This is a genomic window from Anaerolinea thermophila (genome assembly GCF_020723905.1).
GTDB lineage: Bacteria > Chloroflexota > Anaerolineae > Anaerolineales > Anaerolineaceae > Anaerolinea > Anaerolinea thermophila_A.
In genome coordinates this window covers 45,212-69,961 of sequence record NZ_DYHZ01000002.1, presented here as the reverse complement: position 1 = coordinate 69,961, position 24,750 = coordinate 45,212, and the positions used below count along the sequence as shown (strand labels likewise).

The window sequence follows — 24,750 nt, the reverse complement described above, 5'->3', positions numbered from 1 at the left end:
GATCAGTGATAGAACTGCTGGAGCGCCGCTTTCAACCCCTCCAGATGGGTCTGGAGGGCAGAAGGTTTCAATGTGTGCAATTCGATGGAAAGCGGATGATCGGCAAACAGGCCCTTCTCGCGGTGCTGATCGCTGTAAAAGTAATCGAACGACTGCTCCAACTGGCGGCGGATGCGCTCGCTGATGGCGTGGACCTGGTTTTCGCGGGTGACGATGACAAAGGTAGAAGGGGTCAGGTGTCCGAAGAAATCCTCTTCCCCGCCCATCTGGATGACGGTATCGCGCATCATCAGCGAGACGGCGCGCAGGAGGTCATCCCCGGCAACAAAACCGTACACATCGCGGAATCGTTCCAGATTTTTCAGTTGCGCCACCAGCAACACGGCATCGGGTTGATGCAGACTGCTCTCCAGGGCTTCATCCACCGGCTTCCCTTCCGGCATCCCGGTGACGGGGTTAATGAGGGTCTCCTGCGAAGCCCGCTGCAGAGCATTGCGCACCCGCAGACGCAGTTCAGCGATGTCGAAGGGCTTGGTGATGTAGTCATCGGCTTGCAGTTCCAGCCCTTTCAGGCGGTCGTCGCGCCCACGCTTTTCGGTGAGGAAGATAATGGGAATATCGCGGGTGCGGCGGTTGGTGCGCAGGCGGCGGGCAACTTCAAAGCCATCAATATCGGGCAAGCGGATGTCCAGAATGATGAGATCGGGCATGCCGCTCTGTGCGGCGCGCACCCCATCCTCGCCCCAGTTCACCGTCTGGACTTCGTACCCCTGGACGCGAAAATACGCGTTCAGCATATCGGCGATGTCCAGATCATCTTCCACAATCAAAAGGGTTGACTTTTTCTCGTTCACCGGCTCACCTGCACACAAAAGAGGAATGGGAGAGCCCCAGGGCGCCTCCCACGCTCAAAGACAAACATTCCCGGGTGGGAAGAATCAGGACTCAGGCTCTTTGTAGATAATGAAATCACAGGTCGGGTCGCCGCAGGCAATACAGCGCACCTCTTCTACCTTGAACTCGTGACCACCCGAGACCCAGCGCAAGCCTTCCAGAATCACGCCCGTGGCAATGTGACAGCACGGTTTTTCGGTGTGGCGACCGTAGCACACCGGGCACTTGTGAATGGTGTACACGAAGTGGTCTTCTTTTTCCTCAACGGTGGTGTGTTGATCGCTGGTGGTGCTGAAGATTTTTGCCATGGCAGGGATGCCGATGCGCAGTTTGGTCGAGAGCGGCAGGATTTTGAACGCCAGATCGCCGGCGCCTGCCAGCGCGCCAAAGTTGCGCAAGCCTTCCATAAAGACCGCCCGCCCGGCGCGTTTTGCCAGCCCACGCCCACCGCGCGGACCGTACATTTCTTCCAGCGCGCCGTTGAGCATGGAAAAGTCGGCAAAATCAAACTCGCGGTTCAGGTTATCGGGAGGCAGGTTATCAATGAGATGAGAAAGGTTCGCCAGGTTGAGAATGGCGTTCAAGCCATTCTTGCCCATGACTTCTTCCAGCGCCAGCAGCGCCAGACGTGCCATTTTATTGGAGTAGTACAAGCCACTCTTCGGAATGGGTTCCATGAGGCAGGGTTCCCTCCTAGATCAGTTTGGTCAGGTCTTCCGCGGCTCGGCGCATATCCAGGAAGATCAAACCCAGTTTTGCCTGTTCGCGTGCCAGCGCCGTAAGAACGGCTTCTTCACCAACCGACATCAGGACGACGTAGCCTTTTTCGCCCTTAATGTACACCTGCTCGAGGGAGCCGCGCCCCAGTTCATTGGCAATGCGTTCGCCCAGCGAGAGCATTGCCGCCGACATTGCCGAGACACGATCTTCCTCAACCCCTTGCGGGAGCGCAGAAGCAATCGTCAGCCCATCCACGCTGACTACCGCCGAGGCTTCGATATCGGGCGACGAAGCCTGCAACTCACGCAGCCGATCAACCATCATTTGGGTGCGGGATTTCGTCAAAGCAACACTCCTTAAAAGTGGGATTGGATCGGTTTGACAGGACTAACGCCCTTATATGATACTTTAACACAGCCTTTTTTCAGAGTCAAGAAAGCCAGCCAGCCAGTTTCGCCCTCTATCAAAGATTGTAAAGTAACTGTTAAGTGGGTATAATCCTGCCGAAATTTGTCTGCTTTGTGGAGGATATGTGAAGAAGACGTTTGTGTTGTTTTTTATCCTGGCGGTGGTGCTGAGCCTGCTGGGCTGTGCGCCGCAGGCAACTCCCACCAGCCAGCCTGCCACCCTCAAGGTGGTGGCTCTGCCCATTCTGGACACCATGCCTGTGCTGGTCGCCCAACAGCAGGGACTGTTCAGCAAGTACAACCTGACCGTTGAGTTCATCCCCGCTGGCTCTGCCCCCGAACGCGATCAACTGGTTGCGGCAGGGCAGGCAGATGGTATGCTCAACGAAGTACTCTCTGCACTGTACTTTAACAAGGAAAGCGCCCGCGTTCAGGTCGTGCGGTATGCCCGCGCCGCCACCAAAGACGCCGCCCTTTTCACTCTGGTTGCCAACCCCAACAGCGGCGTGAAGTCGGTTGCCGATTTGAAGGGAAAATCGGTGGGCATTTCCGAAGGCACTATCATCCAGTACGTCACCGAGCGCCTGCTCACGGCGGAAGGTGTGAATCCGCAGGAAGTCAAACTGACCTCGGTGCCCAAGATTGACGCCCGCCTGGCGCTGGTCAAGAGCGGCGAACTGGATGCCGCCGTCCTGCCCGAACCGCTTGCCAGTGTTGCCGTCAAAGAAGGCAGTGTTGCTATCATCTCCGATGCCGCCTATCCACAGTACTCGTTCAGCACCTGGACTTTCCGCAACGAGGTGCTCAAGAACAATCCGGAAGCCGTCAAACGCTTCCTGCTGGCGCTGGAAGACGCCGTGGCGCTTATCAATGCCGACCCTGCCAGAGCCGAATGGAAGCAACTGCTGGTGGAGAACAAAATCCTGCCCGCTCCGCTGGCGGAGACTTTTGTGGTTCCGCCCTTTGTAACGGCGGGCGTACCCACCGAAGAGCAGTTCATGGATACGCTCACCTGGGCAAAAGAAAAGGGCTTCCTGAAGGCAGATCAAACCTATCAGGACGTCATCAACGCCTCGTTCCTGCCCCAAAAGTAAGGTTCAACGCCCACTTTGGCGAATGGGTTATGATGGAGTACAATCCTCATAACCCATTTTTGATTGAGATATAAGGAATGCTGGAATTTCGACAGGTTACGTTTCAATACCGCCACGGCGCGCCCCTCTTTCTGAACTTCAACTGGCGGGTGGAAAAGGGCGATGCCTGGGCAGTGCTGGGACCTTCCGGATGCGGAAAATCCACCCTGCTGGCGCTGGCGGCGGGTTTACTCTTCCCCACTCAGGGACAGGTGCTGGTGGAAGGACAACCCCTCACCCGCCCGCGTCCGCACACCGGTTTAATCATTCAGGATTACGGGCTGTTGCCGTGGGCAACCGTGCGTGAAAACGCCGCCCTGGGCTTGCGGGTTCGTAACCTGTACGGCGCCGATGGCATTCATGCCCCGAAAGACTACGTTCCCCGAACGGATGTCACCCACTGGCTGGAACGCCTGGGTTTGCTGGAAGTTGCCGGGCATTTCCCCGCGCAAATTTCCGGCGGACAGCGTCAGCGCACCGCCATTGCCCGCACCCTGGCGCTGGAGCCCGACCTTTTACTGATGGATGAGCCGTTTTCCTCACTGGACGCCCCCACCCGCGAAGGACTGCAATCGCTGGTGATGGAACTGTGGGCAGACCAGCACCTTACCCTGGTGCTGGTAACCCATGCCATTGAAGAGGCGGCGATGGTGGGTAAGCGCATTCTGGTGCTGGGCAACCCGCCCAACACGCAGGCGCTGGTGCTGGACAATCCGGGCGCCGGTGAAGCCCATTACCGCGCCACCCCGGAATATCAGGCAATCTGTCAGTTCCTGCGGGAGGCATTGAACCGCACATGAAACGCCGTGATTTTCTTCTGGCTCTTCTGGCACTGCTTGCCCTGTGGCAGGTGCTGGCATGGCTGGTGAATCAGCCTATTTTGCCCGATCCATGGCGCGTGTTCGGCGCATTGATTCAGGAAACCCTCTCCGGCGATTTGCCCATACACTTCCTTGCCAGTCTGTGGCGTGTGGTTGCCAGCACCCTGCTGTCCATCCTGCTTGCCGCGCCCGCCGGACTGGTGCTGGGGCAAAGCCAGAGACTCAACCGCCTGTTCACCCCCATCATTTATCTGCTTTACCCCATCCCCAAAGTGGTGTTTGTGCCGGTGCTGTTGCTCTTCTTCGGGATTGGCGACCTCTCCAAAATTCTGGTCATCTTCCTCATCCTCTTCTTCCAGATTCTGGTGCTGGTGCGCGATCAAGCCGCCGCCCTGCGCCCGGAACTGATTCTTTCGGTGCGCAGTCTGGGGGCGGGCAGGCGCGCCCTGTTCCGCTTTGTGTACCTGCCCGCCAGTTTGCCCGGAATCCTCACCGCGTTACGCCAGTCCATCGGCACGGCGGTGGCGGTGCTGTATGTGGCAGAACTTTTTGCCACCCGCGTGGGGCTGGGATACTACATTTACTTTCAGGGCAGTACCCTGCTGAATTACCCTGCCATGTATGCGGGGATTCTCGCCATGAGTTTTCTGGGGCTGGGACTGTATTTTCTGGTAGATGGACTGGAGCGACGCCTGTGCCGCTGGCAGGTGCGCTGAAAGGAGGGCGTGGATGAAAAATGCCATAGAAGCAATCTTGAACGAGATGGAGCGCCGGCAGACGCAGATCTTGCCTGCCGGGAGCGAACGCTTCTTCCCCCTCTACGAAGGCTACTCGCTGGTCAACCTGCCAGCCAGCATATTCCGCTGGCTGGGCGCTGAACCTCTACCAGCCATGTGCCCCCCGCTGGCAATGCCCGATCTCCAGCAGTGGAACGAGTGTTTCGACACGGTCATTCTGATTCTGGTGGACGGCATCGGTCTGGACTGGATGCAAAACACGCTGGAACGCGCTTCGCGAGATGATGATTTGCGTTTCTGGACGCAGTTGCCCGCCGACAGCCTCGCCGTACCTCTGACGAGCGTGGTTCCCAGCACCACTGCCACCGCACTGGTCAGCCTGTGGACGGGCGCGCTCCCTGCCGCGCACGGTGTGGTGGGGTATGAACTTTTCCTGAAGGAATACGGCATCCTCACCAACATGATCACCCTGCAACCGGCGGTATATACCGAGGGCAGTGCCACCCTGCGGCTGGCGGGGTTCAACCCCGAAACCTTCCTGCCCGTCCCGACCATCAGTCGAGCCCTGAACGAACAGGGGGTGGGTGTGCAGGTGCTTCTGCACCGCTCCATTGCCCGCTCAAGCCTCTCACAAATGCTTTACCCCGGAGCGGAAATTTTCCCGGTGGGTTCGCTGGGCGATTTGTTCGTCACCCTGGAGCAACTGGTAGCTCGTCATACCCCCTACCCGCGCTACATCCACGCCTACTGGGGGGCAGTGGATGAAGCCATGCACCGCTTCTCCCCCGCCGATCCACGGGCATGGCGCGAATGGCTGATGTTCACCCAGCAGTTTGACCTGTTCTTCCGCCAGATTCACCGGCAAAGCCGCGGAAAAACCCTCCTGCTGTTTGCCGCCGATCACGGGCACATCTCCACCCCGCGGCGGGCGGAGTTCGAGGTCCGCCGCCATCCCCGATTAATGGACTGCCTGACCATGGTACCTTCCGGTGAAGCGCGCCTGCCGTTTGCCTTCGTCCGCGCAGGCAAAGAAGCCGCGTTTCAGGAAGCCGTAACCAGCATCTGGAATGGGCGCTTTGAGGTTCTGCCCGCGGCAGAGTTCGTGCGGGCGGGCTGGCTGGGAAATACCGAACCCACTCCCTGTCTGTGGGATCGCATCGGCGATTTTGTCATCCTGCCCCACGAGGGGGATTACTGGTACTTTGGGTTGAAGGAAAATTCCCTGCTGGGACGCCACGGCGGATTGAGCCGCACCGAGATGCTCATTCTCCTTCTGGGCGTGGCGTTTTAGGACGCCGGGGAAACAGGCGGGGGAAAATCATCGGGGTGTCGCGCCGGTACCGGGCGTAGGCTTCGCCAAATTCGTCCAGCAATTTGCGCTCTTCCAGCAGAGTGCCCACATAAAGATACGCCGAAATCCCGATCATCAGCGCAAGGATGTTCCAGGTCACCACGGGAAACAGCCAGATGAGAATCAGCGAGAACAGGTACAGCGGATGACGCACCATGCCGTAAAACCCGCCGGTGATCAGTTCTCCGCTCTGCGCGCGGCGGCGCAGAGGCTGGGGATCAGATAACTGCCGCAATCCCAGAAAAGAAAGCGCATCGGTTTGACGCAATGCCATCAGCAGTCCCCACACGGCAAACGCCTGCACAGCCAGCGTCAGCACCACCCACGGGAAGGGAATGACATACAGCGGGCGGTCAGGCAGAATCAGGGGAACCGCCGCCAGTGCCAGCGTGGTCAGAGAAGCCATGAAGACAAAAAACAGGCGGTAAGTGCGCTGTGCCCATGCGCCAAAGCGGCGCTCCGCCCATCCCTTGACGGTATGAGAAGCCAGCGCCGAATGAACTGCGCCGTACAGGGCGCAGGCAATGAGTGTGCCCCAGAAACCTGAAGGAATGTCCATACCCTGATTATACGGGAAGGCAGGGCAGGAATCCAGCAATAGAAAGAAGTACTCGAACTTGATCGCCGGAAACCCATGCACGGGATTGTTCTGGGGCTTGCTGGCAGTTTCCCACAGTTGTTTCGGCAACTCCCATGCGCGAGAGGTGGTCATATCGGCGCACTCCTGCAACGCCCGGCGGACTTTGCTCCTCGATTTTTCCTACAGCGCATGGGCTAATCTACGGCACAGGGGCAGGTCTTCGGGCGTGAAGAAAAAACCGCACGCCAGGTTGTGGGGAAGGGCTCCTATGATGGAAGCCTGGCGCATCGTCCTTATGATGACCTGTCTATTCAATCCATCATAAGACGAATTGTTGATAATAATTTATTATTTTTAAATTTTCGTGTGCGCCTGACCGCAGTCACTGAAGCACCTGCTTGCGAAAGCCAGTCAGAGAGATGGGGACGAATCACGGAGAAAGCGATCCTGTGGTGCATCTGCCAACCCATGGATGAAAGCACTGAGCGCTTCGGCAACCTCCACCAGTTTCCAGGGGTCGACAATCTCGGGACAATCCTTTGGCGTGTGGGTGATATCCTGAGTTTCCATATTCTCCAGGTACCACTGAGAGGTGACTGCCACGGCAGGAATGCCCTGCTGAAGAAAGATGCTGTGATCCCCCTGATACCATGGAGCGCCTTCTGTCAATCCCTTATACCGGGTGAGGATTTGCACCATATGAGCGTGCAGGGCTTCGGGAAGGTTAAAAAAGGACAGCGCGGTTTTGCCCTCTTTATAACCAGCCCCGTCGATGTTTATATTGAGTCGGATGGTATGAAGGCGCCCCTGATTCTGTCGCAGGAACGCCATTTGCCCCGGCACCGCATAGTAATCTTCTCCATTGAACGGGATCAGTTCGAGGGTAATTCCTCCCTGATACGACCGAAGGTGTTCAGCCAGCAACAGCAAAACCACCACACCGGAGGCATTATCCATGGCGCCGGGTGTGCCTTTTTTGGCATCGATGTGGGCAGAAATTACGATGCGTTGATCAGGGTTTTCTCCCCTGCGGGCAATCACCTGATAGGCTTGCGCCGGAATGCGATCCGAACGAGACTCCAGTTGCACGATTGTGCCCACGCAGGACAGCAATTCCTGCCCGTCTTCTGCCGTCAGGTACACCGAGGGGATGTCAAAATCGCCATCTTCAATGAGCGGGAAGGGATACACTCCACCCGCCACCGCCGCGTTTCTACCCGTGGCGCACACCAGTGCAGCGGGCTGCTTTTGCTCCAGCAGAGCAATGATGTGCTGATGTTCCTGCGGGTTGTAAAACACAAAGTTTTTGGGCATGAGTTGTTCTCGGGCTAACTCTCCGTGCAGGAGCAAGACCGACCCGGCAACGTCCTGACGTTCCAGTTCTTCCAGTGTGGCGGCACTCATCAAACGCGCCTTCACCGCGCATCCGAGAGCATAAGGGCTGACTCGCACCTCAAACACCCGTTCCCCTGCCCGCAAAGTTGCACCCTCTTCCTGCCAGTCCATAACTTCCAAAAGGGTAGTTTCGGTTTCCCAGCCCAGAGCAGATACCGTTTGCTGGAAGAAAGCGGTGGCACAACGATTGCCCTCACTGCCCACACTGCGCTCGGGAAGTTCCTCACACAGGAACTGAAGATAGGCTGTAGATTTCTGAAAGGCTGTTGTTGAATTCATACAGGTCTCCTTCTAACCGCTGATGCTGAAACCAATCGGGAAACATCCGGGTCAAAATCTCAAAAAAAAGAAAATCTTCCGTGGTATCCCTGCGGAAGTCCCAGAAAAAGATGTGTTCGATTTGAGTATAGCAAAAAAATAAACTTCTTTAGATAATCTGCGTTATAATCAGTTGAACGTTCACTTTTCCCTCCGCTCAACATGGTAGAAAGGAGCGCCCCATGGAAACCTTTTCCGGCTTTGAGGCTGGCGTCAATCTGGGGGGATGGATTTCCCAATACGACTCGTTTGATTACCAGCATTTCGAGACCTTTATCCAGGAAGAAGACATTGCCCGCATCGCCTCGTGGGGCATGGATCACATCCGCCTGCCCATGGATTACCCCGTCTTTGAATCGGACGACAACCCCTTTTCCTACAACGAGCGCGGCTTTGGCTACGTGGATCGCGTCATCGAGTGGTGCCAGAAGTACAACCTGAACCTCATCCTCGACCTGCACCGCGCCCCCGGGTTCAGTTTCAACGCCCTGCAGGAAAACCGCCTCTTTCAAAATGTGGATTTACAGGAACGCTTTCTTGCCCTGTGGGAAGCCTTTGCCCGCCGCTACCGCAAGGTGGAACGCCCCGGGCTGATTTTTGAACTGATGAACGAGGTGGTTTTGCCCACCAGCGCTCCCTGGAACGAACTGGCTCTGCGCGCCGTGCGGCGTATTCGCGCGGTAGATCCCGAACGCTGGATCATGATTGGGGGGAATCAGTACAACTCGGCGTGGACGCTCAAAGACCTTGTGCGTGTAGATGACCCGCACATCGTCTACACCTTCCACTTTTACGAACCCATGCCCTTCACCCATCAGAAAGCGTACTGGGTGGATTTCCTTAAAACCTTCGACACCACCACTCACTACCCGGGAGAGATTCCGGGGCTGGACGCATTTTTAGCCCGGCATCCCGAATACGAAGCACATTTCGCCGCCTACCGCGGCAAAACGATGAACCTGGACATGCTCAGGTACTTCCTTCAGCCCGCCGTGGATTTCCTCGAACAGACCCACCTGCCCCTGTACTGCGGGGAATACGGCGCCATTGACCATGCCCCACTGGAAAGCCGTCTGAACTGGCACCGCGATGTGGTGGGATTGCTGCGCCAGCACGGCATCGGTAGAGCAGTGTGGAGTTACAAAGAGATGAATTTCCGCCTGGTCAACTGGAAAGGCGAAGTGGAAAGCCAGGAACTGGTGGAAATCGTCAGTCAGCGCTGAACCGGTTTGCACTTCTCAGAAAACAGACTGCCCTTTTGAGCGGGCAGTTTTTTATTAAAAGAAAAACGGGAACAACTGCATCAGCCAGTCGGAGAGCGCCAGCATGCCCACGCCCATCAACGTTCCCAGCAACATGCCCGCCAGCACATCGGAGAGATAATGCACCCCCGTGGCAACCCGCGCCAGGCTGACCAGCGGCGCCCAGATCAGCAAAAGCGCCGCAAACCACTGCGGACCCAGCCCCACTGCCATCACCGCTAGCAGAGCCGCCCGTACGGCATGCCCGGAGGGAAAGGAATGCGGATCCACATTGCGGTAAATGGCACCCCACTCGCCTTCAGGACGCGGACGACGGATGAACTGCTTGAGGGCAAACACGGTGAGCGCCTGAATGCCCACCGCCGCCGCCAGCAAAGCCGCACGGCGGTGCCAGGAGTCTGAAGTCAACAGCCAGATCACCCCCAGTGCGCCCACCCACAGCCAGGAATCGCCGGAGTGCGCCAGAAAAGTGGCGCAGTACCAGCCCGGACCGCGTCCCGGCTTTAATGTGAGGCGGGAAGTCCAGCGGTCATCCCACTGTTGCAGCGACTGCCAGAAAGACGACCCCATGGGATTACCTTGCTGAAAGTTCCCGCCGGGCAAGTTCGTACTGCACGGGCTTGTCCACGTCCATACCCAGTTCGGCATACGGGCAGGAAATGGCGCGGGCGCGCAGCCCCATGCGCCTGCTAAAGCGACGCTCCGCTTCGGGAATGGTCAATCGTCCCAGCAACAGCAGGAGCAGGATATCCCAGCCGATTAACCGCGCCTGCCGCAGGGGATTTTTGCGCGACTGCACCATGGCGTTCCAGTTGGAATCGGCTTCAAGCACGGCTTTCAGACGCATGGCGTTCAAGTCGCAACCGCAGTACTCGCGTCCTTCGATGCGCAGGTAGGTGCGTCTGGAGCCCGGGAAACGGGTTTCCATGACGTGGCGCTCGATGATATGGTAGTACAGATCGGCTTCGATGTCCTGCGTGTTTTGCGCCACCCAGTCCACCATCTCCCCGCGGATGAGCGGAATATCGGAAGACACCGCCAGCACCACCTGATCGCGGCGGTCTTCCTCATAAATGGCGCGCGCCCCTGCCTGAAAGTTTTCCAGCATGCCGTGATGATCGGGAAGGAAGCGCAAAGGCAGGCGGCTTTCCAGATGGGTGTCTGGCGGCAACCCCACCACGACGATAGACTCCACCGCAGAACTGGCATTGAGGGCATCAATCACCCACTGAACCATGGGCTTTCCAGCCAGATCCAGCAGGGCTTTGGGGTTGCCCCGGGTAAAGGGATACAGGGGATCCCGGGGTGAGGCTTCTCCCCCGGCGGCAAGAATGGCTTTCATGCGTTCAACTCCTGCACCTGCGGCGATAATTTCAATTCATCCAGCAGACCTTCCAGCCAGCGGTAATACCCTTCCGCCCGGGCATAGTTAACCGGTTCGCGCCTGCCGGCGGCGGCAATCAATGCCGCTTCCATCATATTTGTGCCAAACGAACGCCCTTCCAGCACGGGAGTGGTGGTGATGAGCCAGCGCACTCCGCTTTCGCGGAAGGTTTGCACATCTTCAGGGGTGGTGGTGTTGGTGACGATGACTTTCCCGCGCATGTCGTCGGGCATGTAGCGGTAAATGTAGTGACAATCGCCCAGCACCACCGCGGCTTGTCGGAAAAAGCGGGTGTGTCTGGGACTGCGCCTGCCCTGCTTCTCCCCTACCGGATACAGCCATTCAAAAGGAAGGCGCGAGAGTACCGGCAGGAGTAATGCCGCCATCAGGCGAATACTGCGCGGGCTGTGCAGAGGAATGGGAATGCCCAGCGAGTAAATCAAATCGCCAAAGGTGACGCGAAAACCCGCCTGCAGTGCGGCTTCTGCCATCCCCCAGCGATCCACTGCCGTGGTGACCAGCGCGGTTTTCTCCGGCAGGCGGGGAGCCAGTTGCTCCAGCACGCCCGCCACGCGCTTTTCCAGCGTGGTTTTCAAACCGGTGCCATCCACCACCGGCGTTTGGCGCACATCGCGCACCAGACGGCTGACCGAGTGCAGCGGATACCAGCGGTCGGCAACCCGCAAGCCCAGATCCGTTCCCCCCACGCCAAAGGCGTCCACTTTCCCGTCCAGTTCACGGTATAATTGGGCGGCTTTGTCCATATCTCCATCGGTGCCGATGCGCTCCAGTCGCACGCGTTCACCGAGCAGATCAATCTCTACGGTTTTGTTTCGTCTGGAAGACCCAATGCTGATGCTGACTGCGCGTTTCATGCTCCTTTTTCTCCCTCCAGGGTCAAACGCAGGGAGAGTATACCCTGAACAGGCAGATTGCGCAAACACCCGGCGGCGTTCCCGCAAAGAGGCAATGCAGCCGGGCGGCTGAAAGTGCCTGCCGGGCAACAGGCATTCCGCGAGAGCCTTCTGCAACCGCCTCCTGCCCGGAAAGGAAAACCTGACCTGATTAAAAGAAACCCTTTCATGGCAGAAGAGAAACGCATTTGTAACCTTTTTCCCGGCATACAATTGAGGATTTTGAAGGTATACTATTCTCTGGAATTCGTTATCGATCACAGTTTCCCTTTGCCGGTAGTTGCTGTTTTATCCGCTCTCCGTGTTGAGCGTAGAGTGGCGCAATTTTCTGCCCTCTACCTGACCGAAAGAACCGCGCCATGAAGCCACCGATTCCTTCCCAACTGGCAAACATTATCCGACGGATGCTCTTCAGCCGTCTGTTCATCCCGTTATTCATCGCCATGGTGCTGGTAAACCTGACGGCGTGGAGCGTGGTCTGGCAGGCACTGATTTCGCGCGAGTACTCCTATGCCCGCCTGATGGCACAGATGATGGATGACCATCTGCAGGATACCCTCGAAGCCATGCAGGCGGCACAATCCGTGAACTGGGACCTTCCTCCCGCGGAAAGCGCCGCCACCCTTGAGGCAATCCGCCGCACAGCCGCCGAAGTGGATCGGCTTTTCGTGATCGATGAACGGGGAGATGTGCTCACCATGGCTCCCTTTGAAGAGCCGCTCCTGCGCTGGAATTTCAGCAACCAGCCTTATACCTCCTCCCTCTCCCCGGAGATGCCCCTGCGCTTTTTCCCGCCGCAAGCCTCACCCTTCTCCGGATTTGAGGTGCTGGTGGCAGCACTTCCTCTCCCCTCCAACCGCTACCTGATTGCCGAGATCAAACTGGACATCTTTAAAGAACTCATCCGGCGAAGTTTTCTGCTGGAAGCACGCCACACCCGCTGGATGGTTTACAACGAACAGGGCACAGCATTTTTTGGCGGGGGAAATGCGCTGGACACCACCCCCGTTCAACCGCCAACCCGCGTGCAGGACCTGAACTGGATCAAGGGGACTTCCCAACCCCTTCGTCTGGCAACCCGGGTAGACATTCCCACCACCGGCTGGACGCTGGTGGTGGAGCGCGCCGTGCTGATCGGAATGGGCTGGTACGTCGCCGGAACCCTGCTGACCATTTTGCTGGTGCCTTTACTGGCATCCCTGCTGGTGGGGCAGATTGAAAAACGCCTCAACCGGGCGGTGGTACGCCCGCTGGAAATTCTCAACGACCGGGTCAAACAATTAACCGCAGGCGATTACAGCGAGGGGATATCTTTCTCTACCATTGCCATCTCATCCCGGGAAATTGCCGAACTGGCGTCCAGCATTCAGCGGATGCAGCACACCATCATGAAGCGTCAACAGGCGCTGGCTGAGAGCGAAGCCCGCTACCGCCATCTGGCAGACCTCTTGCCTGATATGGTGTTTGAAACCGACGCCGAGGGAAAACTGACCTATGCCAACCGCGCCGCGCTGACCATTACGGCTTTCTCCGACCTTTCTGCCCTGCAAAACGTGGAATTTTCCTCGATGATTCCACTGCCCGAGGTACCTGCTTTTCAAAACCTGTGTCGTTCGCTTACAACCGGTCAGGTATCCCGCCCGCTGGTGCTGCGTTTCCTGAAAAAGGACGGCACGGTCTTCCCCGGCGAGGTGATCATTGCCGCGCTGGGCAACGGTCAGGTGCATGGTTACCGCATTGTAGCCCGTGACATCACCGAGCGCCTTTCGTTTGAAGAAGCCCTGCGGCGCAGTTACCAGATGTTCATTCAGGGTCCGGTGGTGGTGTTCCGCGCCCGCACGGGCGGCAATCATCCGGTGGAGTATGTTTCGCCAAACGTAACCCGCTTCGGGTACACGCCATCGCGCTTCACAACCCTGCGGGACTTTTATGAAGTGCTGATTCACCCTCACGACCGCGAGCGCATCATCGAGCAAACGCAGGCACATTTGACGGCAAAATCGCCCACCTTTGAACGCGAGTACCGCGTGCGCTGCGCCGATGGCAGCATTCGCTGGGTGTACGACTTCAACACGGTCAGTTACGAGGCGGATGGAAACGTACGCCAGTTTGCCTGGTATCTGCTGGACATCACCGAGCGCAAGCAGGCAGAACTGCGCCTGGATCAGCAGATTCAACGTCTGGCGGCACTGCAGTTGATTGACGCGTCCATCACCGCCAACGCCGACCTGAAGTTTACCCTGCAACTTCTGATTTCCCAGTTGACCACCCTCTTAAAAGTGGATGCGGCGGCGGTCCTGCGCTACAACGGGCAGGAACAGGCTCTGACCGGCATTGCCGGAGACGGATTCCTGTACGCCGAACCGGAGAAGTTCCGCCTTGCCTTTGGCGAAAGTTATGCCGGACGCATTGTCCAGAGCCGCCAGAAAATCGTCCTGAACAATGTTCCCGATGAACTGATGAAAACTCTGGTCATGCCGGGGATGAAACAGGAAGGCTTTGTCAGTTTCATCGGGTTGCCGCTGATCGCCAAAGGCGAGGTCAAAGGCGTGCTGGAAATCTTCCAGCGCCAGCCGTTGACGCTGGAACGCGACTGGATGGACTATCTGGAAACGCTGGCGGGGCAAGCCGCCATTGCCATCTACAACGCCGACCTGCTGGAGAATTTACAGCGTTCCAATGAGGAATTGCGCCGCGCCTACGAAGCCACCATTCAGGGCTTCTCCATTGCGCTGGAGCGGCGCGACAAGGAAACCGAAGGACACAGCCGGCGCGTGGCGGAGTGGACGGTACGCCTTGCCCGCCGCGCGGGCATTCCCGAAGAGGAACTGGAACGCATCCGTATCGGCGCCATCCTGCACGACATTGGGAAGATGGCAATCCCGGACAGCATCCTGCTCAAAGAGGGCAATCTGACCGAAGAGGAATGGGAAATCATGCGCAGGCACCCCGAACACGCCGCACGCATGCTCTCTGCCATTGAGTACCTGCGCCCGGCGATTGTCATTCCGCAGTACCATCACGAAAAATGGGACGGCACAGGTTACCCCTACCGGTTAAAAGGGGAAGAGATTCCCCTGGCGGCGCGGGTGTTTGCTGTGGTAGATGTATGGGACGCGCTCAGTTTTGACCGCCCGTACCGTACCGCCTGGAAGCCCGAACAGGTGCGCCAGTACCTCATCGAGCAGGCAGGCAGGCACTTTGACCCGCGCCTGGTGCCACTGTTCCTGGAAATGCTGGATGAAGATTCCTCTTATGAGTAAACCGCAAGAGCGGGTATAATCCCCCTCGCAGGAAGGCAGGTTATCCCATGCACACCCCATACCTGCCTCAGAAAGGATGCTTCATCTCATCCTATGCCCGGTCCTCTGCCCGCTTTTCTAGAAAATTATCCGGACATCACCCTGCTGTTAAGCGAACTGCTTGCAGGCATGCAGGAAATCTTGAAAGAGCGCCTGATTGGGGTGTATCTGGAAGGTTCGCTTGCTAACGGCGGCTTCGATACCGCCAGCGATGTGGACTTCCTTTCGGTCACCTCTGAACCCGTGGACGAGAACACCTTTCGTGCGCTGTACGCCCTGCATGAGCGTCTGGCTTCTTTCCCCACTCCGTGGGCAGTGGAACTGGAAGGTTCGTACCTGCCCTTAAGTTTCCTGCAACGGTTCGACCCGGAACAGCGCTTCCATCCCAATCTGGAGCGCGGCAGGGAAGAGCGTCTGAAAATTGCCGACCACGATGAGGGCTGGTGGACGATACACCGTCACATCCTCTACCACCGCGGGATTGGGCTGTATGGTCCCGAGCCGCACACTCTGTTCACTCCGCCTGCCCCCGAAGACCTGAAACACGCCATGCGCGTGGTGCTTGCGGAATGGGCGCAGGGACTGGTGGAGAACCCTCAAAAAATGAACTCCCGCGGCTATCAATCCTACGTGGTGCTTTCGCTGTGCCGCATCCTGTACACCCTGACACATGGCGAGGTTGTCCCCAAGCCGCATGCCATGCACTGGGCGTTAACCACGCTGGACCCCCGCTGGCATGGGCTGATTCAAAGTGCCTGGGAAGGACGCATGAACCCCCGGGGCACACCTGCGGCGGACGAACTGTACAAGACTGTGGCGTTCATCCGTGAGGTGATGGCGCGCGCCGGCATGATGTAAGCGGTGTACAGAATCGGTTAAACCTGATATGCTTTTAAAAAACACCTGCCCTGGAGGATAAAGCCATGCCCGTTCAACTGGATCAACCCGCACCCGATTTCACCCTGCTTTCCATCACCGGAGAAGCAGTGACCCTCTCCGCCCTGCGCGGCAAGCCCGTGCTGATTAACTTCTGGTCTGCCGAATGTCCCTGGGCAGAACAGGCAGACCGCATGCTGGTGGAGCGCTGGCAGGCATTTCACGATTCGGCGGTATGGGTTTCCATTGCCTCGAACATCAACGAGACGCCTGAACTCATCCGCGAGGTAGCCCATTCCCGCGGCTTGCCACTGGTGCTGATTGATGAACAGCATCGGGTAGCGGATTTATACGAAGCCGTGACCACGCCGCACTGCTTCGTGCTGGACGCCAGCGGCATCCTGCGGTATCACGGTGCGCTGGATGATACCTCATTCCGCCAGCGCGTTCCCACCCGCTTCTACGCGCTCGAAGCCCTGGATGCCATTCTGAAGGGAGAGACACCCGCCATCCAGCACATCCCATCCTATGGATGCACCATCGTGCGGGAAGTGCCCGAATAATCCTTAGCGGGAAATGCGGAAAATGATTCGCGGGGATTCACCCACGTTGCCCGCCGCATCGAATGCGCGCACAAACAGGGTGTGCTGTCCCTCGGTTGCCTGCCAGTGCCAGGAGAAGGGCGCCACGAGATTTTCACCCATCTTCTGACCATCCAGCCACCATTCCACCCGGACAATCCCGCTGGTGTCTTCCGCTTCGGCGCGCAGGGTGATGCTCTGGCGGGGTTTTACCGTCAGGGTCTGCTCGGGAAGCGGGGAGAGCACCCGCGCAAAAGGCGGGGTGTTATCCACCGTTACCTGAAGAATGGCGGTATCCACACTTTGATCGGCGCGCACCACCTGTAAGCGTAGCGCGTACAACCCTTCCAGTCCCGCCGTATCCCACCTGCCCAGCAAACCGTTCTCTACGGGACGGTCACCCCGGGCAATCTCAATCCAGGATTGCGGGTTCAATCCCTCGCCCGCCTGCACCTGATAGAAAGCAAAGCCCTCTCCGCCCGCCGTTCCGCGAATCATTACCTCACCGCGCACCATGGCAAACGGCAATGGCTCGATAATTTGCGCACCCGCAGGCATGAGCGGCATTTGAATGGCATCGTACTTTTCCGGCGGAGTTTCAATGCCCTGCGACTGCGCCCATTCCAGCGCCTCAGGGGGCAGGTTCATGTACACCTTCTCATCCACCAGTGCAGGCGGAGTGAAAACGGTAGCCCGCCTGCCCGTCTCGCGGTTGATCTGCACCACCTGATAGAGGTTGTCGTAGGCAATCGGTTCGTTCCCCGTCAGGAAGACTTCCGTGACAACCTGCGGGCAGTCAGGCGTTGGGAGCAAACCCGAAGGGTCACACACCTGCACGGTAGAGATTCCCGCAGGCGTCTCCCACTCCCGCGGCGGCAGATCGCGGCTAACATACTGCATGATGGCGTGCCAGAGCGCGGCGGCATCCTGAACGCGCAGGGCAGGCGGCTGAGATTGTGCCGCCATCTCTCCCATCCATACCAGCGCCAGATGATCACGGGTATAACCCACCGTCCACAGGTCTTTTCCGCCGCTGGCTCGGCCAATTTTCGCGCCTGCGGGGCGTCCAATCTCCAGCGGATTGGGGTAGCCCAGGGTTTGCCAGCGGGCGGGTTCATCGCTGAGCACGTGGTGCATCAGATAGGTAATGGGGGCGCTGACCAGCGCACGGCTTTGCGTCTGAGTTCCATCCAGCACCACATTCCCCTGCGCATCTTCCACATACAGCGCGGTGACGGGCTGTAACGGGCGGGTGCTGTCTTCCTGCACACCGTAGAGCATGCCCATGTTTGGGAAGAACGCATAGGCTTGCGCCAGTTGCGGCAAACTGAAACGGGCATTTTCCCAGTTCTGTGTGCCCTGAACGCCGCTCAAATCCTCCAGCCCAAGCGCCTGCGCCAGTTGCCAGAGACGGTGGTCGTCACCCATCTGCTGGATAACGCGCGAGAGCGCACTCACGTAATCATTTGCTAAGGCTATGCGCAGCCGAACCGGACCGTGAAAGGTGCCATCCAGGTTGGGCAGGGAGAGGTCCTGCGGCAGGTCCCACACCAGCGTGGCAGGGCTGTACGCCCGGGAGAAGGCGGTGACAATGGCAAAGGGGGGCAGGAGGGTGCCTGCAGGGTGCACCGAGAGGTAGGCGGCTTCGCCTGCACGGGTGGTATCGCCCACAAATGCCAGCACCTGAGCCGTGCGGGGATTCATCACCAGCGCGCTGGCGGCGAGGTTCCCGGGGGCGCGTTCCACAGGCGGACGGGTGGGCAGTAAGCGGCTCATCTGGCAGGGAGAGCCGTCGGGCAGAATTGCCTGAACCGACTGCCCTTCAATCCGGGCAAGGTGGGCCTGCACACTGCACTGCAACTCCTGCTGGAGCGTCCAGTCCAGCGTGGTGATGATGCGCAGTCCACCGCGTTCGAGGCGCTGGCGCCCCAGTTGTGCGGCAATCTGATCCAGCACCAGGGTGGTGAAGGCACCCGCCGCCGAGCGGCTCTCGGGAAAATTCTCCCGCAGGCGCAGGGGGGTGTTGCGGGCGCGTTGATGTTCTTCGGGGGTGAGGACGTTTTTCTCCAGCAGGGCATCCAGCGCGGCTTGCTGATTTTCCAGCGCCGCGGCAGGGGCATCCAGCGGATTCAGGGCAGGGGTGTTCAGCAGGGGAATGAGCAGCGCCGCTTCGGCAAGATTGAGTTCGCTGGCAGATTTATCCAGATACAGCCGCGCGGCAGATTCAATGCCATAGGCGAGATGTCCAAACGGAGCGCTGTTGAGGTACCACTCCAGCACCTGCCGCCGACCGTATTGCGAGACCACCTGAGCCGCCAGCAGACGCATGCGCAGGGCGCGGCGCGCGTCCGGGGCTTCCTGATCCAGCAGCAGGTTCAGCACCAGCCGCTCGGCAATGGTGCGTGGATACGGGTCGAGCAGATGACGGGCATCCACTCCGGGACTGTTCCAGAAGGCTTCATCCAGCAGTGGAATGATCACCCGCACCACCTCAGGGGAGATGTGATCGGGACGCGCCGGGTCAAGGCTGAGCGTGCGGCGGGTGAGACCGGGATTTTCCAGCGTGTAAAGCAGATGCTGTCCGGTGCGGTCATACAGGCGGGTGGGCTGAAAGACGCCATCGCCAGAGGGAGAAAGCAGGGCAGGCAGGGAAGATACGTCCGGCAGGCTGGCGGTGATTTGCGACATCCACAGCGCCGCCAGCACCGTGCCGGCGCCCATCAAAAGGAGGAAGAGAGTCAGCACTCCACCGGCAAAGCGGGCAAACGGCGAAAAGCCGCGCGCCCTGCGCATCCATTCGCGGCGCTGGCGTTTTTTCAGCAGTAAGGCAAGCGGAACCGGACGCACGGGTTTATCGAGTCGGACTGGGGGTGGGCGTGCGGGTAACGGTGGCGCGGAGGGTAGGCGTGCGCGTTGCCGTGGCAGAGACGCCCGGGGTGCGGGTGGCAGTGGACGAAACCGCCGGGGTGCGCGTCACCGTGGGGGTGGCGCTAGGCAAAGGTGTGCGGGTGGGGGTGACCAGCACCTGCAAACGCTGGCGGGCATACTCTGCCCACTCAGGCTTGACGGCATCCTGCGGGAGCGCCAGCAGTTTGTTCCAGGTATTGATGGCGGCAATCACCTCATTAAGTTTTTCCAGCGATTGCGCCTCCCAGTAATACAGTTCGGCTTTCTGAGCATCCGTCTCTGCCAGCCCTTTGGTGGCTTCAAACTGCATGTAGGCATCGCCGGGGTAACCGCCCAGCAGTAAGGCTTTCGCCCATCCCATACTGGCGGGGTAAGTCTTCTTCAGGCGGTAAGCGGCTTTGAAATCGTCAATGGCTTTGTCATAATTTTCCTGCGCCAGGTACAGTTCCCCACGGCGAATGTAGATCTCCGGGGAACGACTGTTCAGCGCCAGCGCCCGGTCGAGGGCTTTGAGCGCCTCGGGGATGCGCCCGGCGGCTTCATAAGCGCGCGAAGCCAGCAGGTAGGCTTCCAGGTCCCTGGTCTCGTAGAGCAGGTAGGTTTCCAGCGGTTCCACAGCCTGTTCGGCTTCGCCCTTTTCCAGCAGTGCCGCACCCAGCAGGCGGTAAGCGGGGAGCAGGGTCAAATCCAGCGTGTTGGCGCGCTGAGCCTGTTCCAGGGCAGCATCCACCTCGCCCAGTGCCAGGTAGGCTTCGCCGCGCGCCAGCGCCACCAGAGGAGAATCCGGCAGGAGGGCATCTGCCTGAGCAAGCAACTGCAGGGCTTCTTCAGGATTATCCTGGCGCAGTTCCAGTTGAGCCAGGACCAGATAGGCTTCGCCCAGTTGCGGGTCGCGGGCAATGGCGGTCTCCAAATCCTGGCGGGCTTTGTCCAGGTCTTTGCCCAGTTCAAGTCGGGCGCGGGCGCGCCCCAGGTAGGCGGGAGCGAACTCCGGCTTTACACTGATGGCTTGCGAGTAATAGGTCAGGGCTTGCTCGGCTTTACCCTGAAAACGCAGGGCTTCGCCCATGTGATAGTACAGATCGGGGGAATCGGGCTGTACGGTAACCACCTGCTGGAGGTAGTTCACCACCCCGGGCCAGTCCTGCCGGGAATACGCACGCATACCAATGCGGTAGGCTTCGCTGATAGGGTGCGGCGTGTTGACGTACAGTGGGGTGGGCGTGTAGGTCGCCGAAAGTTTCATCCACAGCGGCGTGGGACCGATAAAGGTGGGGGAAGGAGAAGCCTGCACCGCCACGGTGGGGAGCGGAGTGGGGGTAAAGGTTGCCGGTAAATCCAGATTGGACGGGATGATGATAGAACGCCTTTGCGGACGGTTGAGGCCGCTCACAACCAGCACCACAATCACTGCCAGCGCCACCAGACCGCCGAGGATGGCGAAGATGGTGCGCGGCGTCATCAGCGGCGGGAGGGGCGCCTCACTCACCGGCGGGGCTACCTCCCAGTTGCGTTTCTGCCATTTAAGAGGAATGACCTGAGATTCATCCACCGGATGAAGCCCGAGGATTTGCAATCCGCGCCTGGCTTCGGCGTTTTGCGGGTCACGCTTGAGGGCTTCCTGCAGGCAGTATGTCCGCTCGCGGGCGGTCTCCACGGTGGCGCTCATGTACACCCAGTACTCGGCTTTGTTCTGATTCATGCGCAGCAGGCGGGTGAACAAATCGCGGGCGCGGGCAAGGTCGCCGCTTTTCAGCGCGGTCAATGCCTCTTCGTAAATGGTCTCTTCGGGGGTCATAAAATCAGTTTAGCACAGGCTTTTTTCTCAGACAAGGATTCTGGCGCAAGAGTCAGCCAGTTGTTAAGAGGCATGAAGGCTCTCTTTTGAGGCATTTCCTTACCCCTCTGGCAGGAAGCCGGTGTAAGAGGAAACAGCACTGGAAATTCCCCTGCGGGGGGAGAACACAGGGGAATCAGGAGCGCGCTTCTCACCACACGCCCGGAATGAGGCGATAACGTACCTTCTGCATGTATTCGGCATACCCGGGTAAATCGCGTAAAAGCACTTTCTCTTCATTACGAATCCGCGCCACCAGCAGGGCAATGATGGAAAGCGCAGGAAGCACCGCCCAGTACGATCCCAGCACCAGCGGAGAGAGAGTGTAGATGATCATTGTGGACAGGTACATGGGATGGCGCACATGGGCGTACGGTCCGCTGGATACAACCTGTTGTCCTTCTTCAACCGCAACAGTGCGCGCGGCATAGCGGTTGGCTTTCAGGGTAGCAACAAACAGGGCATAGCCAGCCAGCAATCCCACATCGGCAAGAATCGAGACCCATGCCGGCACATTCGACCAGCCCCAGCGCCGATCAAAACCCGGCAGGAGGAATATCAGCAGATAAATGACCACCGCAACGCTGATGATGGTCTTCTGTTCGGCTTCGCGTTCGCGCAGGCGCATTCGCCTTTCCAGCAGGTCAGGATCGTGATGGAAAAGCCACTGCATCACGACGAACATGGGGATAAACAGACTTGCCAGAAACAGCCAGGCCTGCCAGTAGCGCAGAGTACCGGCAGGGAGAAAAAACATCCCTGCCAGCACGACAAACGCCATGAAGAAGCGACCGTACACCTTTTTTTTGAGTTGTGAAAGAGAAACCGGCGTCTCCATCTTTTTCCCCCAACCTACAACAACAGCCAGGGTTCATCCGCGCCGACGAGTTCCACCGTACAGGCATCCACGCGGCGCACGCCGGGTTGACCGGCGCGCTCTTCGGCAAAACGTTCTCCGGAAAAGCGGGCGCGGAGGGTGAAGGGCGGCTTGCGTGTGAAGGGAGCCACTTTGCCCACCTTCCATAAAGCACGCGCCACAGTTTTCCGAATGGTCTCCCGCGCCGCCTGCGGAGAAAGACAGAGGGCGGGCTGGACATGATCCAGACCAATCGCCTCTTCGGACAGCCCTTCCTTGACAATGGCAACTTCAACATCCGGCACCAGTTGCCGGGCTTCCAGCGCCGCGGCGCGGTCGCCGCTGAGGAAGATGAACGGGACGCCCACCTTTCCGGCAGTGTAGGCGTTCATCCAGATTTCCCCGACCGCCTCTCCATTGACCGTGTACTCCAGCAGATTGCCGAAGAACGAGTGCGCCAGCACAGCCCGAGGTGTACCCGCCATGGCGTGCAGTCCCAGTTGCAGAAGCGCGTCGAAGGACGAATCCAGCCCGGCAGGACCACCATCGCCTGCATCCATAATCAGTTTACAGGCAGGATGGAGGAGTTCAACCTCCAGCCCGCCCGGGAAATTGCCATGTCCATCCCAGGCGATGATTTCCTCCGCCCCCGCAGAAAGCGCTCCCTCGACCAGCGCATTCAGTTCAAGGGTTGCCAGACGGCGAGCCTGTTCCAGAAACGGCGCATACCAGCCCCTGTCGGCATCCCAGCGGCACTGCTGAGGGTGATGAACCACCCCCGCCACTCCTTCCAGATCACAAACAACGTAGAGTTTCATGCTTACCAATCCTTTGCTTTATTTTGAGGGTGAAAAATCCCCGTATTTGCCCGCTTTTCCAGAATGTCTGAAGCCAGCAGGAAAACGCCCAGCCAGGCAAATGCCAGCGCTGCTCCATCCTGCGTTTTTTTCCACCACCACCCGTTTCATTCTTGAGGATTGTCTCATTTGCCACACTCCCCCGAATGATCTTATCCTATCAGCGCCTGAAGGATTTGGGAAGAGGAATCACGGCAGATTTCCAAATGCCTTGTCCGGAACCTTTTAGCATGTTATAAATACAGCCATGGCAAGATCAATTGTGGCACTGGTAGGAAGACCCAACGTCGGGAAGAGCACCCTGTTCAACCGGCTGGCTGGCGAGCCTCTGGCAATCGTGGACGACACACCCGGCACCACCCGCGACCGTCTGTTTGCGACGGCGGAATGGAGCGGGGTGGAGTTCGATATTGTGGATACCGGCGGGATTGACCCCAGCGCCGCCCGTGCCGGACGCGAACCGCTTTCCATTGGTTCAGCGGAATTTATTAAGGAAATTCGCAGTCAGGCGGAACTTGCCATTCAGGACGCTGACGCTGTCCTCTTTCTGGTGGATGCCATCAGCGGTTTGACACCCGCCGACCGCGAGGTGGCGCAAATTCTGCGGCGCAAACAGCAAATCGTGGACGGCAAGCCCCACCCGCCGGTGTTCCTGGTGGTCAACAAAGCCGACAGCGCCAACCTGCGCGCGGTTGCCAGCGAATTTTACGAACTCGGCATGGGCGAGCCTTACCCCATCTCTGCCCTGCACGGCACCGGAACCGGTGACCTGCTGGATGCGCTCATCGCCAGTTTACCCAAAGCGGAAGAAGAAGGCGAGGATGACTCGGTCAAGATTGCCATTGTGGGCAAACCCAACGCCGGAAAATCCAGCCTGCTCAACCGTCTGGTGGGCGAGGAACGCGCCATCGTCAGCCCCATTCCCGGCACCACCCGCGACGCGCTGGACACGCGCATCGAGTACAACGGCGTTCCCATCACCCTGATTGATACGGCAGGCATCCGCCGCCGCGGCAAAATCGAGCCGGGCGTGGAAAAGTACAGCGTTCTGCGCTCCCTGCGCGCCATTGAGCGCTGTGACGTCGCCCTGCTGATGATTGACGCCACCACCGGCATCACCGCACAGGATACCCACATCGCGGGGTTCATCCTTGAAGCGTGGAAAAGCACCGTGGTGCTGGTCAACAAGTGGGACGCTGTGGAGAAGGACAACCGCACCATGGCGGAGTACACTGCCCGCCTGCGTCAGGAATTGAATTTCATGGACTACGTCCCCATTCTGTTCATCTCTGCCAAAACCGGTCAGCGCGTGGATCAGGTGCTTCCCATGGCACTGCGGGTGCAGGAAGAACGCCTGGCGCGCCTCAACACCGGCGTCATCAACCGCCTGATTCAGGAAGCGCAGGAACGCCATGCCCCGGTCTCGCGCGGCGGGCGCTCGCTCCATATTTACTACGGCACACAGGTGCGCTCCGATCCGCCCACTTTCCTGCTCTTCTGCAACGATCCCAAACTGGCGCATTTTTCATATCTGCGTTTTCTGGAGAACGTCTTCCGCAAAGAGTACCCCTTCACCGGTACACCCATCCGGTTTGTGCTCAAACCCCGCCATTAATCG

21 protein-coding genes are annotated in these 24,750 nt (G+C 58.7%); 9 read left to right on the top strand and 12 right to left on the bottom strand.

The features are described 5' to 3' along the window. Positions 1-2 precede the first annotated feature (2 nt). The 3 genes from LHF31_RS02990 to LHF31_RS02980 all read right to left on the bottom strand — a co-directional run bounded on the left by LHF31_RS02990 (position 3) and on the right by LHF31_RS02980 (position 1,938). Positions 3-854: a response regulator gene (locus LHF31_RS02990; protein WP_298003372.1), complete on the bottom strand. Its 852-nt coding sequence runs from the start codon at positions 852-854 to the stop codon at positions 3-5. Positions 855-938: 84 nt separating this feature from the next. Beyond that, positions 939-1,571 carry a V4R domain-containing protein gene (locus tag LHF31_RS02985; protein ID WP_298003369.1) on the bottom strand — a complete coding sequence of 211 codons (633 nt, stop codon included), beginning with the start codon at positions 1,569-1,571 and terminating at the stop codon, positions 939-941. A 16-nt stretch (positions 1,572-1,587) separates the two neighbouring features. Continuing rightward, entirely contained in the window at positions 1,588-1,938 is a 351-nt protein-coding gene (locus LHF31_RS02980) for a roadblock/LC7 domain-containing protein (RefSeq protein WP_013558807.1), read from the bottom strand. A 208-nt stretch (positions 1,939-2,146) separates the two neighbouring features. On the opposite strand from LHF31_RS02980, the gene LHF31_RS02975 reads away from it, so the two are divergent. The 4 genes from LHF31_RS02975 to LHF31_RS02960 all read left to right on the top strand — a co-directional run bounded on the left by LHF31_RS02975 (position 2,147) and on the right by LHF31_RS02960 (position 6,003). Next, positions 2,147-3,115 (top strand): ABC transporter substrate-binding protein, encoded by a 969-nt coding sequence (locus LHF31_RS02975; protein ID WP_303773503.1) that lies wholly within the window; start codon positions 2,147-2,149, stop codon positions 3,113-3,115. Between the two features lie 77 nt (positions 3,116-3,192). Continuing rightward, positions 3,193-3,954, top strand: coding sequence for an ABC transporter ATP-binding protein (locus LHF31_RS02970; protein WP_298006989.1), 762 nt, complete (start codon positions 3,193-3,195; stop codon positions 3,952-3,954). Then, a complete protein-coding gene (locus tag LHF31_RS02965; RefSeq protein WP_303773500.1) occupies positions 3,951-4,691 on the top strand; it encodes an ABC transporter permease in 741 nt (246 codons plus the stop codon). The genes LHF31_RS02970 and LHF31_RS02965 overlap by 4 nt, the downstream gene beginning before the upstream one ends. A gap of 13 nt (positions 4,692-4,704) precedes the next feature. Then, positions 4,705-6,003 (top strand): alkaline phosphatase family protein, encoded by a 1,299-nt coding sequence (locus tag LHF31_RS02960; protein ID WP_298006193.1) that lies wholly within the window; start codon positions 4,705-4,707, stop codon positions 6,001-6,003. Here the strand turns inward: LHF31_RS02960 and LHF31_RS02955 are convergent. Both LHF31_RS02955 and LHF31_RS02950 read right to left on the bottom strand, forming a co-directional pair. Continuing rightward, on the bottom strand, positions 5,975-6,775 hold the full coding sequence (locus LHF31_RS02955) for an isoprenylcysteine carboxylmethyltransferase family protein (protein ID WP_298006191.1): 801 nt from the start codon (positions 6,773-6,775) through the stop codon (positions 5,975-5,977). The genes LHF31_RS02960 and LHF31_RS02955 overlap by 29 nt on opposite strands. 279 nt (positions 6,776-7,054) lie before the next feature. Next, positions 7,055-8,317 carry a M28 family metallopeptidase gene (locus LHF31_RS02950; protein ID WP_303773496.1) on the bottom strand — a complete coding sequence of 421 codons (1,263 nt, stop codon included), beginning with the start codon at positions 8,315-8,317 and terminating at the stop codon, positions 7,055-7,057. Between the two features lie 221 nt (positions 8,318-8,538). Here LHF31_RS02950 and LHF31_RS02945 point away from each other — a divergent pair, with 221 nt between their 5' ends. Further along, positions 8,539-9,579, top strand: a complete 1,041-nt coding sequence (locus LHF31_RS02945; RefSeq protein ID WP_298005092.1) for a glycoside hydrolase family 5 protein — start codon at positions 8,539-8,541, stop codon at positions 9,577-9,579. Between the two features lie 54 nt (positions 9,580-9,633). Here LHF31_RS02945 and LHF31_RS02940 read toward each other — a convergent pair whose 3' ends face one another. From LHF31_RS02940 to LHF31_RS02930, 3 genes are read right to left on the bottom strand one after another with little or no spacing between them, the layout of a single operon-like run. Continuing rightward, complete coding sequence (locus tag LHF31_RS02940) at positions 9,634-10,188, bottom strand: phosphatase PAP2 family protein (RefSeq protein WP_298005095.1); 555 nt, start codon at positions 10,186-10,188, stop codon at positions 9,634-9,636. 4 nt (positions 10,189-10,192) lie between these two features. Continuing rightward, the gene (locus LHF31_RS02935; RefSeq protein ID WP_303773495.1) at positions 10,193-10,960 is read right to left on the bottom strand and encodes a nucleotidyltransferase family protein; all 768 of its coding nucleotides are present in this window, start codon (positions 10,958-10,960) and stop codon (positions 10,193-10,195) included. Beyond that, entirely contained in the window at positions 10,957-11,877 is a 921-nt protein-coding gene (locus LHF31_RS02930) for a hypothetical protein (protein WP_298007005.1), read from the bottom strand. Before LHF31_RS02930 ends, LHF31_RS02935 begins: the two co-directional genes overlap by 4 nt. Positions 11,878-12,275: 398 nt before the next feature. Here LHF31_RS02930 and LHF31_RS02925 point away from each other — a divergent pair, with 398 nt between their 5' ends. The 3 genes from LHF31_RS02925 (at position 12,276) to LHF31_RS02915 (ending at position 16,657) form a co-directional block, all read left to right on the top strand. Next, the gene (locus tag LHF31_RS02925) at positions 12,276-15,179 is read left to right on the top strand and encodes an HD domain-containing phosphohydrolase (protein ID WP_298007007.1); all 2,904 of its coding nucleotides are present in this window, start codon (positions 12,276-12,278) and stop codon (positions 15,177-15,179) included. A gap of 93 nt (positions 15,180-15,272) precedes the next feature. Continuing rightward, positions 15,273-16,076, top strand: coding sequence for an aminoglycoside adenylyltransferase domain-containing protein (locus LHF31_RS02920; protein WP_298007009.1), 804 nt, complete (start codon positions 15,273-15,275; stop codon positions 16,074-16,076). A gap of 65 nt (positions 16,077-16,141) precedes the next feature. After that, on the top strand, positions 16,142-16,657 hold the full coding sequence (locus LHF31_RS02915) for a redoxin domain-containing protein (RefSeq protein WP_298007011.1): 516 nt from the start codon (positions 16,142-16,144) through the stop codon (positions 16,655-16,657). A gap of 3 nt (positions 16,658-16,660) precedes the next feature. On the opposite strand, the gene LHF31_RS02910 is transcribed toward LHF31_RS02915, so the two are convergent. From LHF31_RS02910 to LHF31_RS02895, 4 genes are all read right to left on the bottom strand, one after another. Beyond that, positions 16,661-19,522, bottom strand: coding sequence for a penicillin-binding protein (locus tag LHF31_RS02910; protein ID WP_303773491.1), 2,862 nt, complete (start codon positions 19,520-19,522; stop codon positions 16,661-16,663). Positions 19,523-19,526: 4 nt separating this feature from the next. After that, complete coding sequence (locus LHF31_RS02905; RefSeq protein ID WP_298008371.1) at positions 19,527-21,380, bottom strand: tetratricopeptide repeat protein; 1,854 nt, start codon at positions 21,378-21,380, stop codon at positions 19,527-19,529. A gap of 190 nt (positions 21,381-21,570) precedes the next feature. Then, on the bottom strand, positions 21,571-22,257 hold the full coding sequence (locus tag LHF31_RS02900) for an isoprenylcysteine carboxylmethyltransferase family protein (protein ID WP_298008373.1): 687 nt from the start codon (positions 22,255-22,257) through the stop codon (positions 21,571-21,573). A 14-nt stretch (positions 22,258-22,271) separates the two neighbouring features. Next, positions 22,272-23,093, bottom strand: coding sequence for a M55 family metallopeptidase (locus LHF31_RS02895; protein ID WP_298008375.1), 822 nt, complete (start codon positions 23,091-23,093; stop codon positions 22,272-22,274). 286 nt (positions 23,094-23,379) lie between these two features. Between LHF31_RS02895 and der the strand changes: the two genes are divergently transcribed. Continuing rightward, positions 23,380-24,747, top strand: a complete 1,368-nt coding sequence (gene der, locus LHF31_RS02890) for a ribosome biogenesis GTPase Der (protein ID WP_298008378.1) — start codon at positions 23,380-23,382, stop codon at positions 24,745-24,747. Positions 24,748-24,750 lie beyond the last annotated feature (3 nt).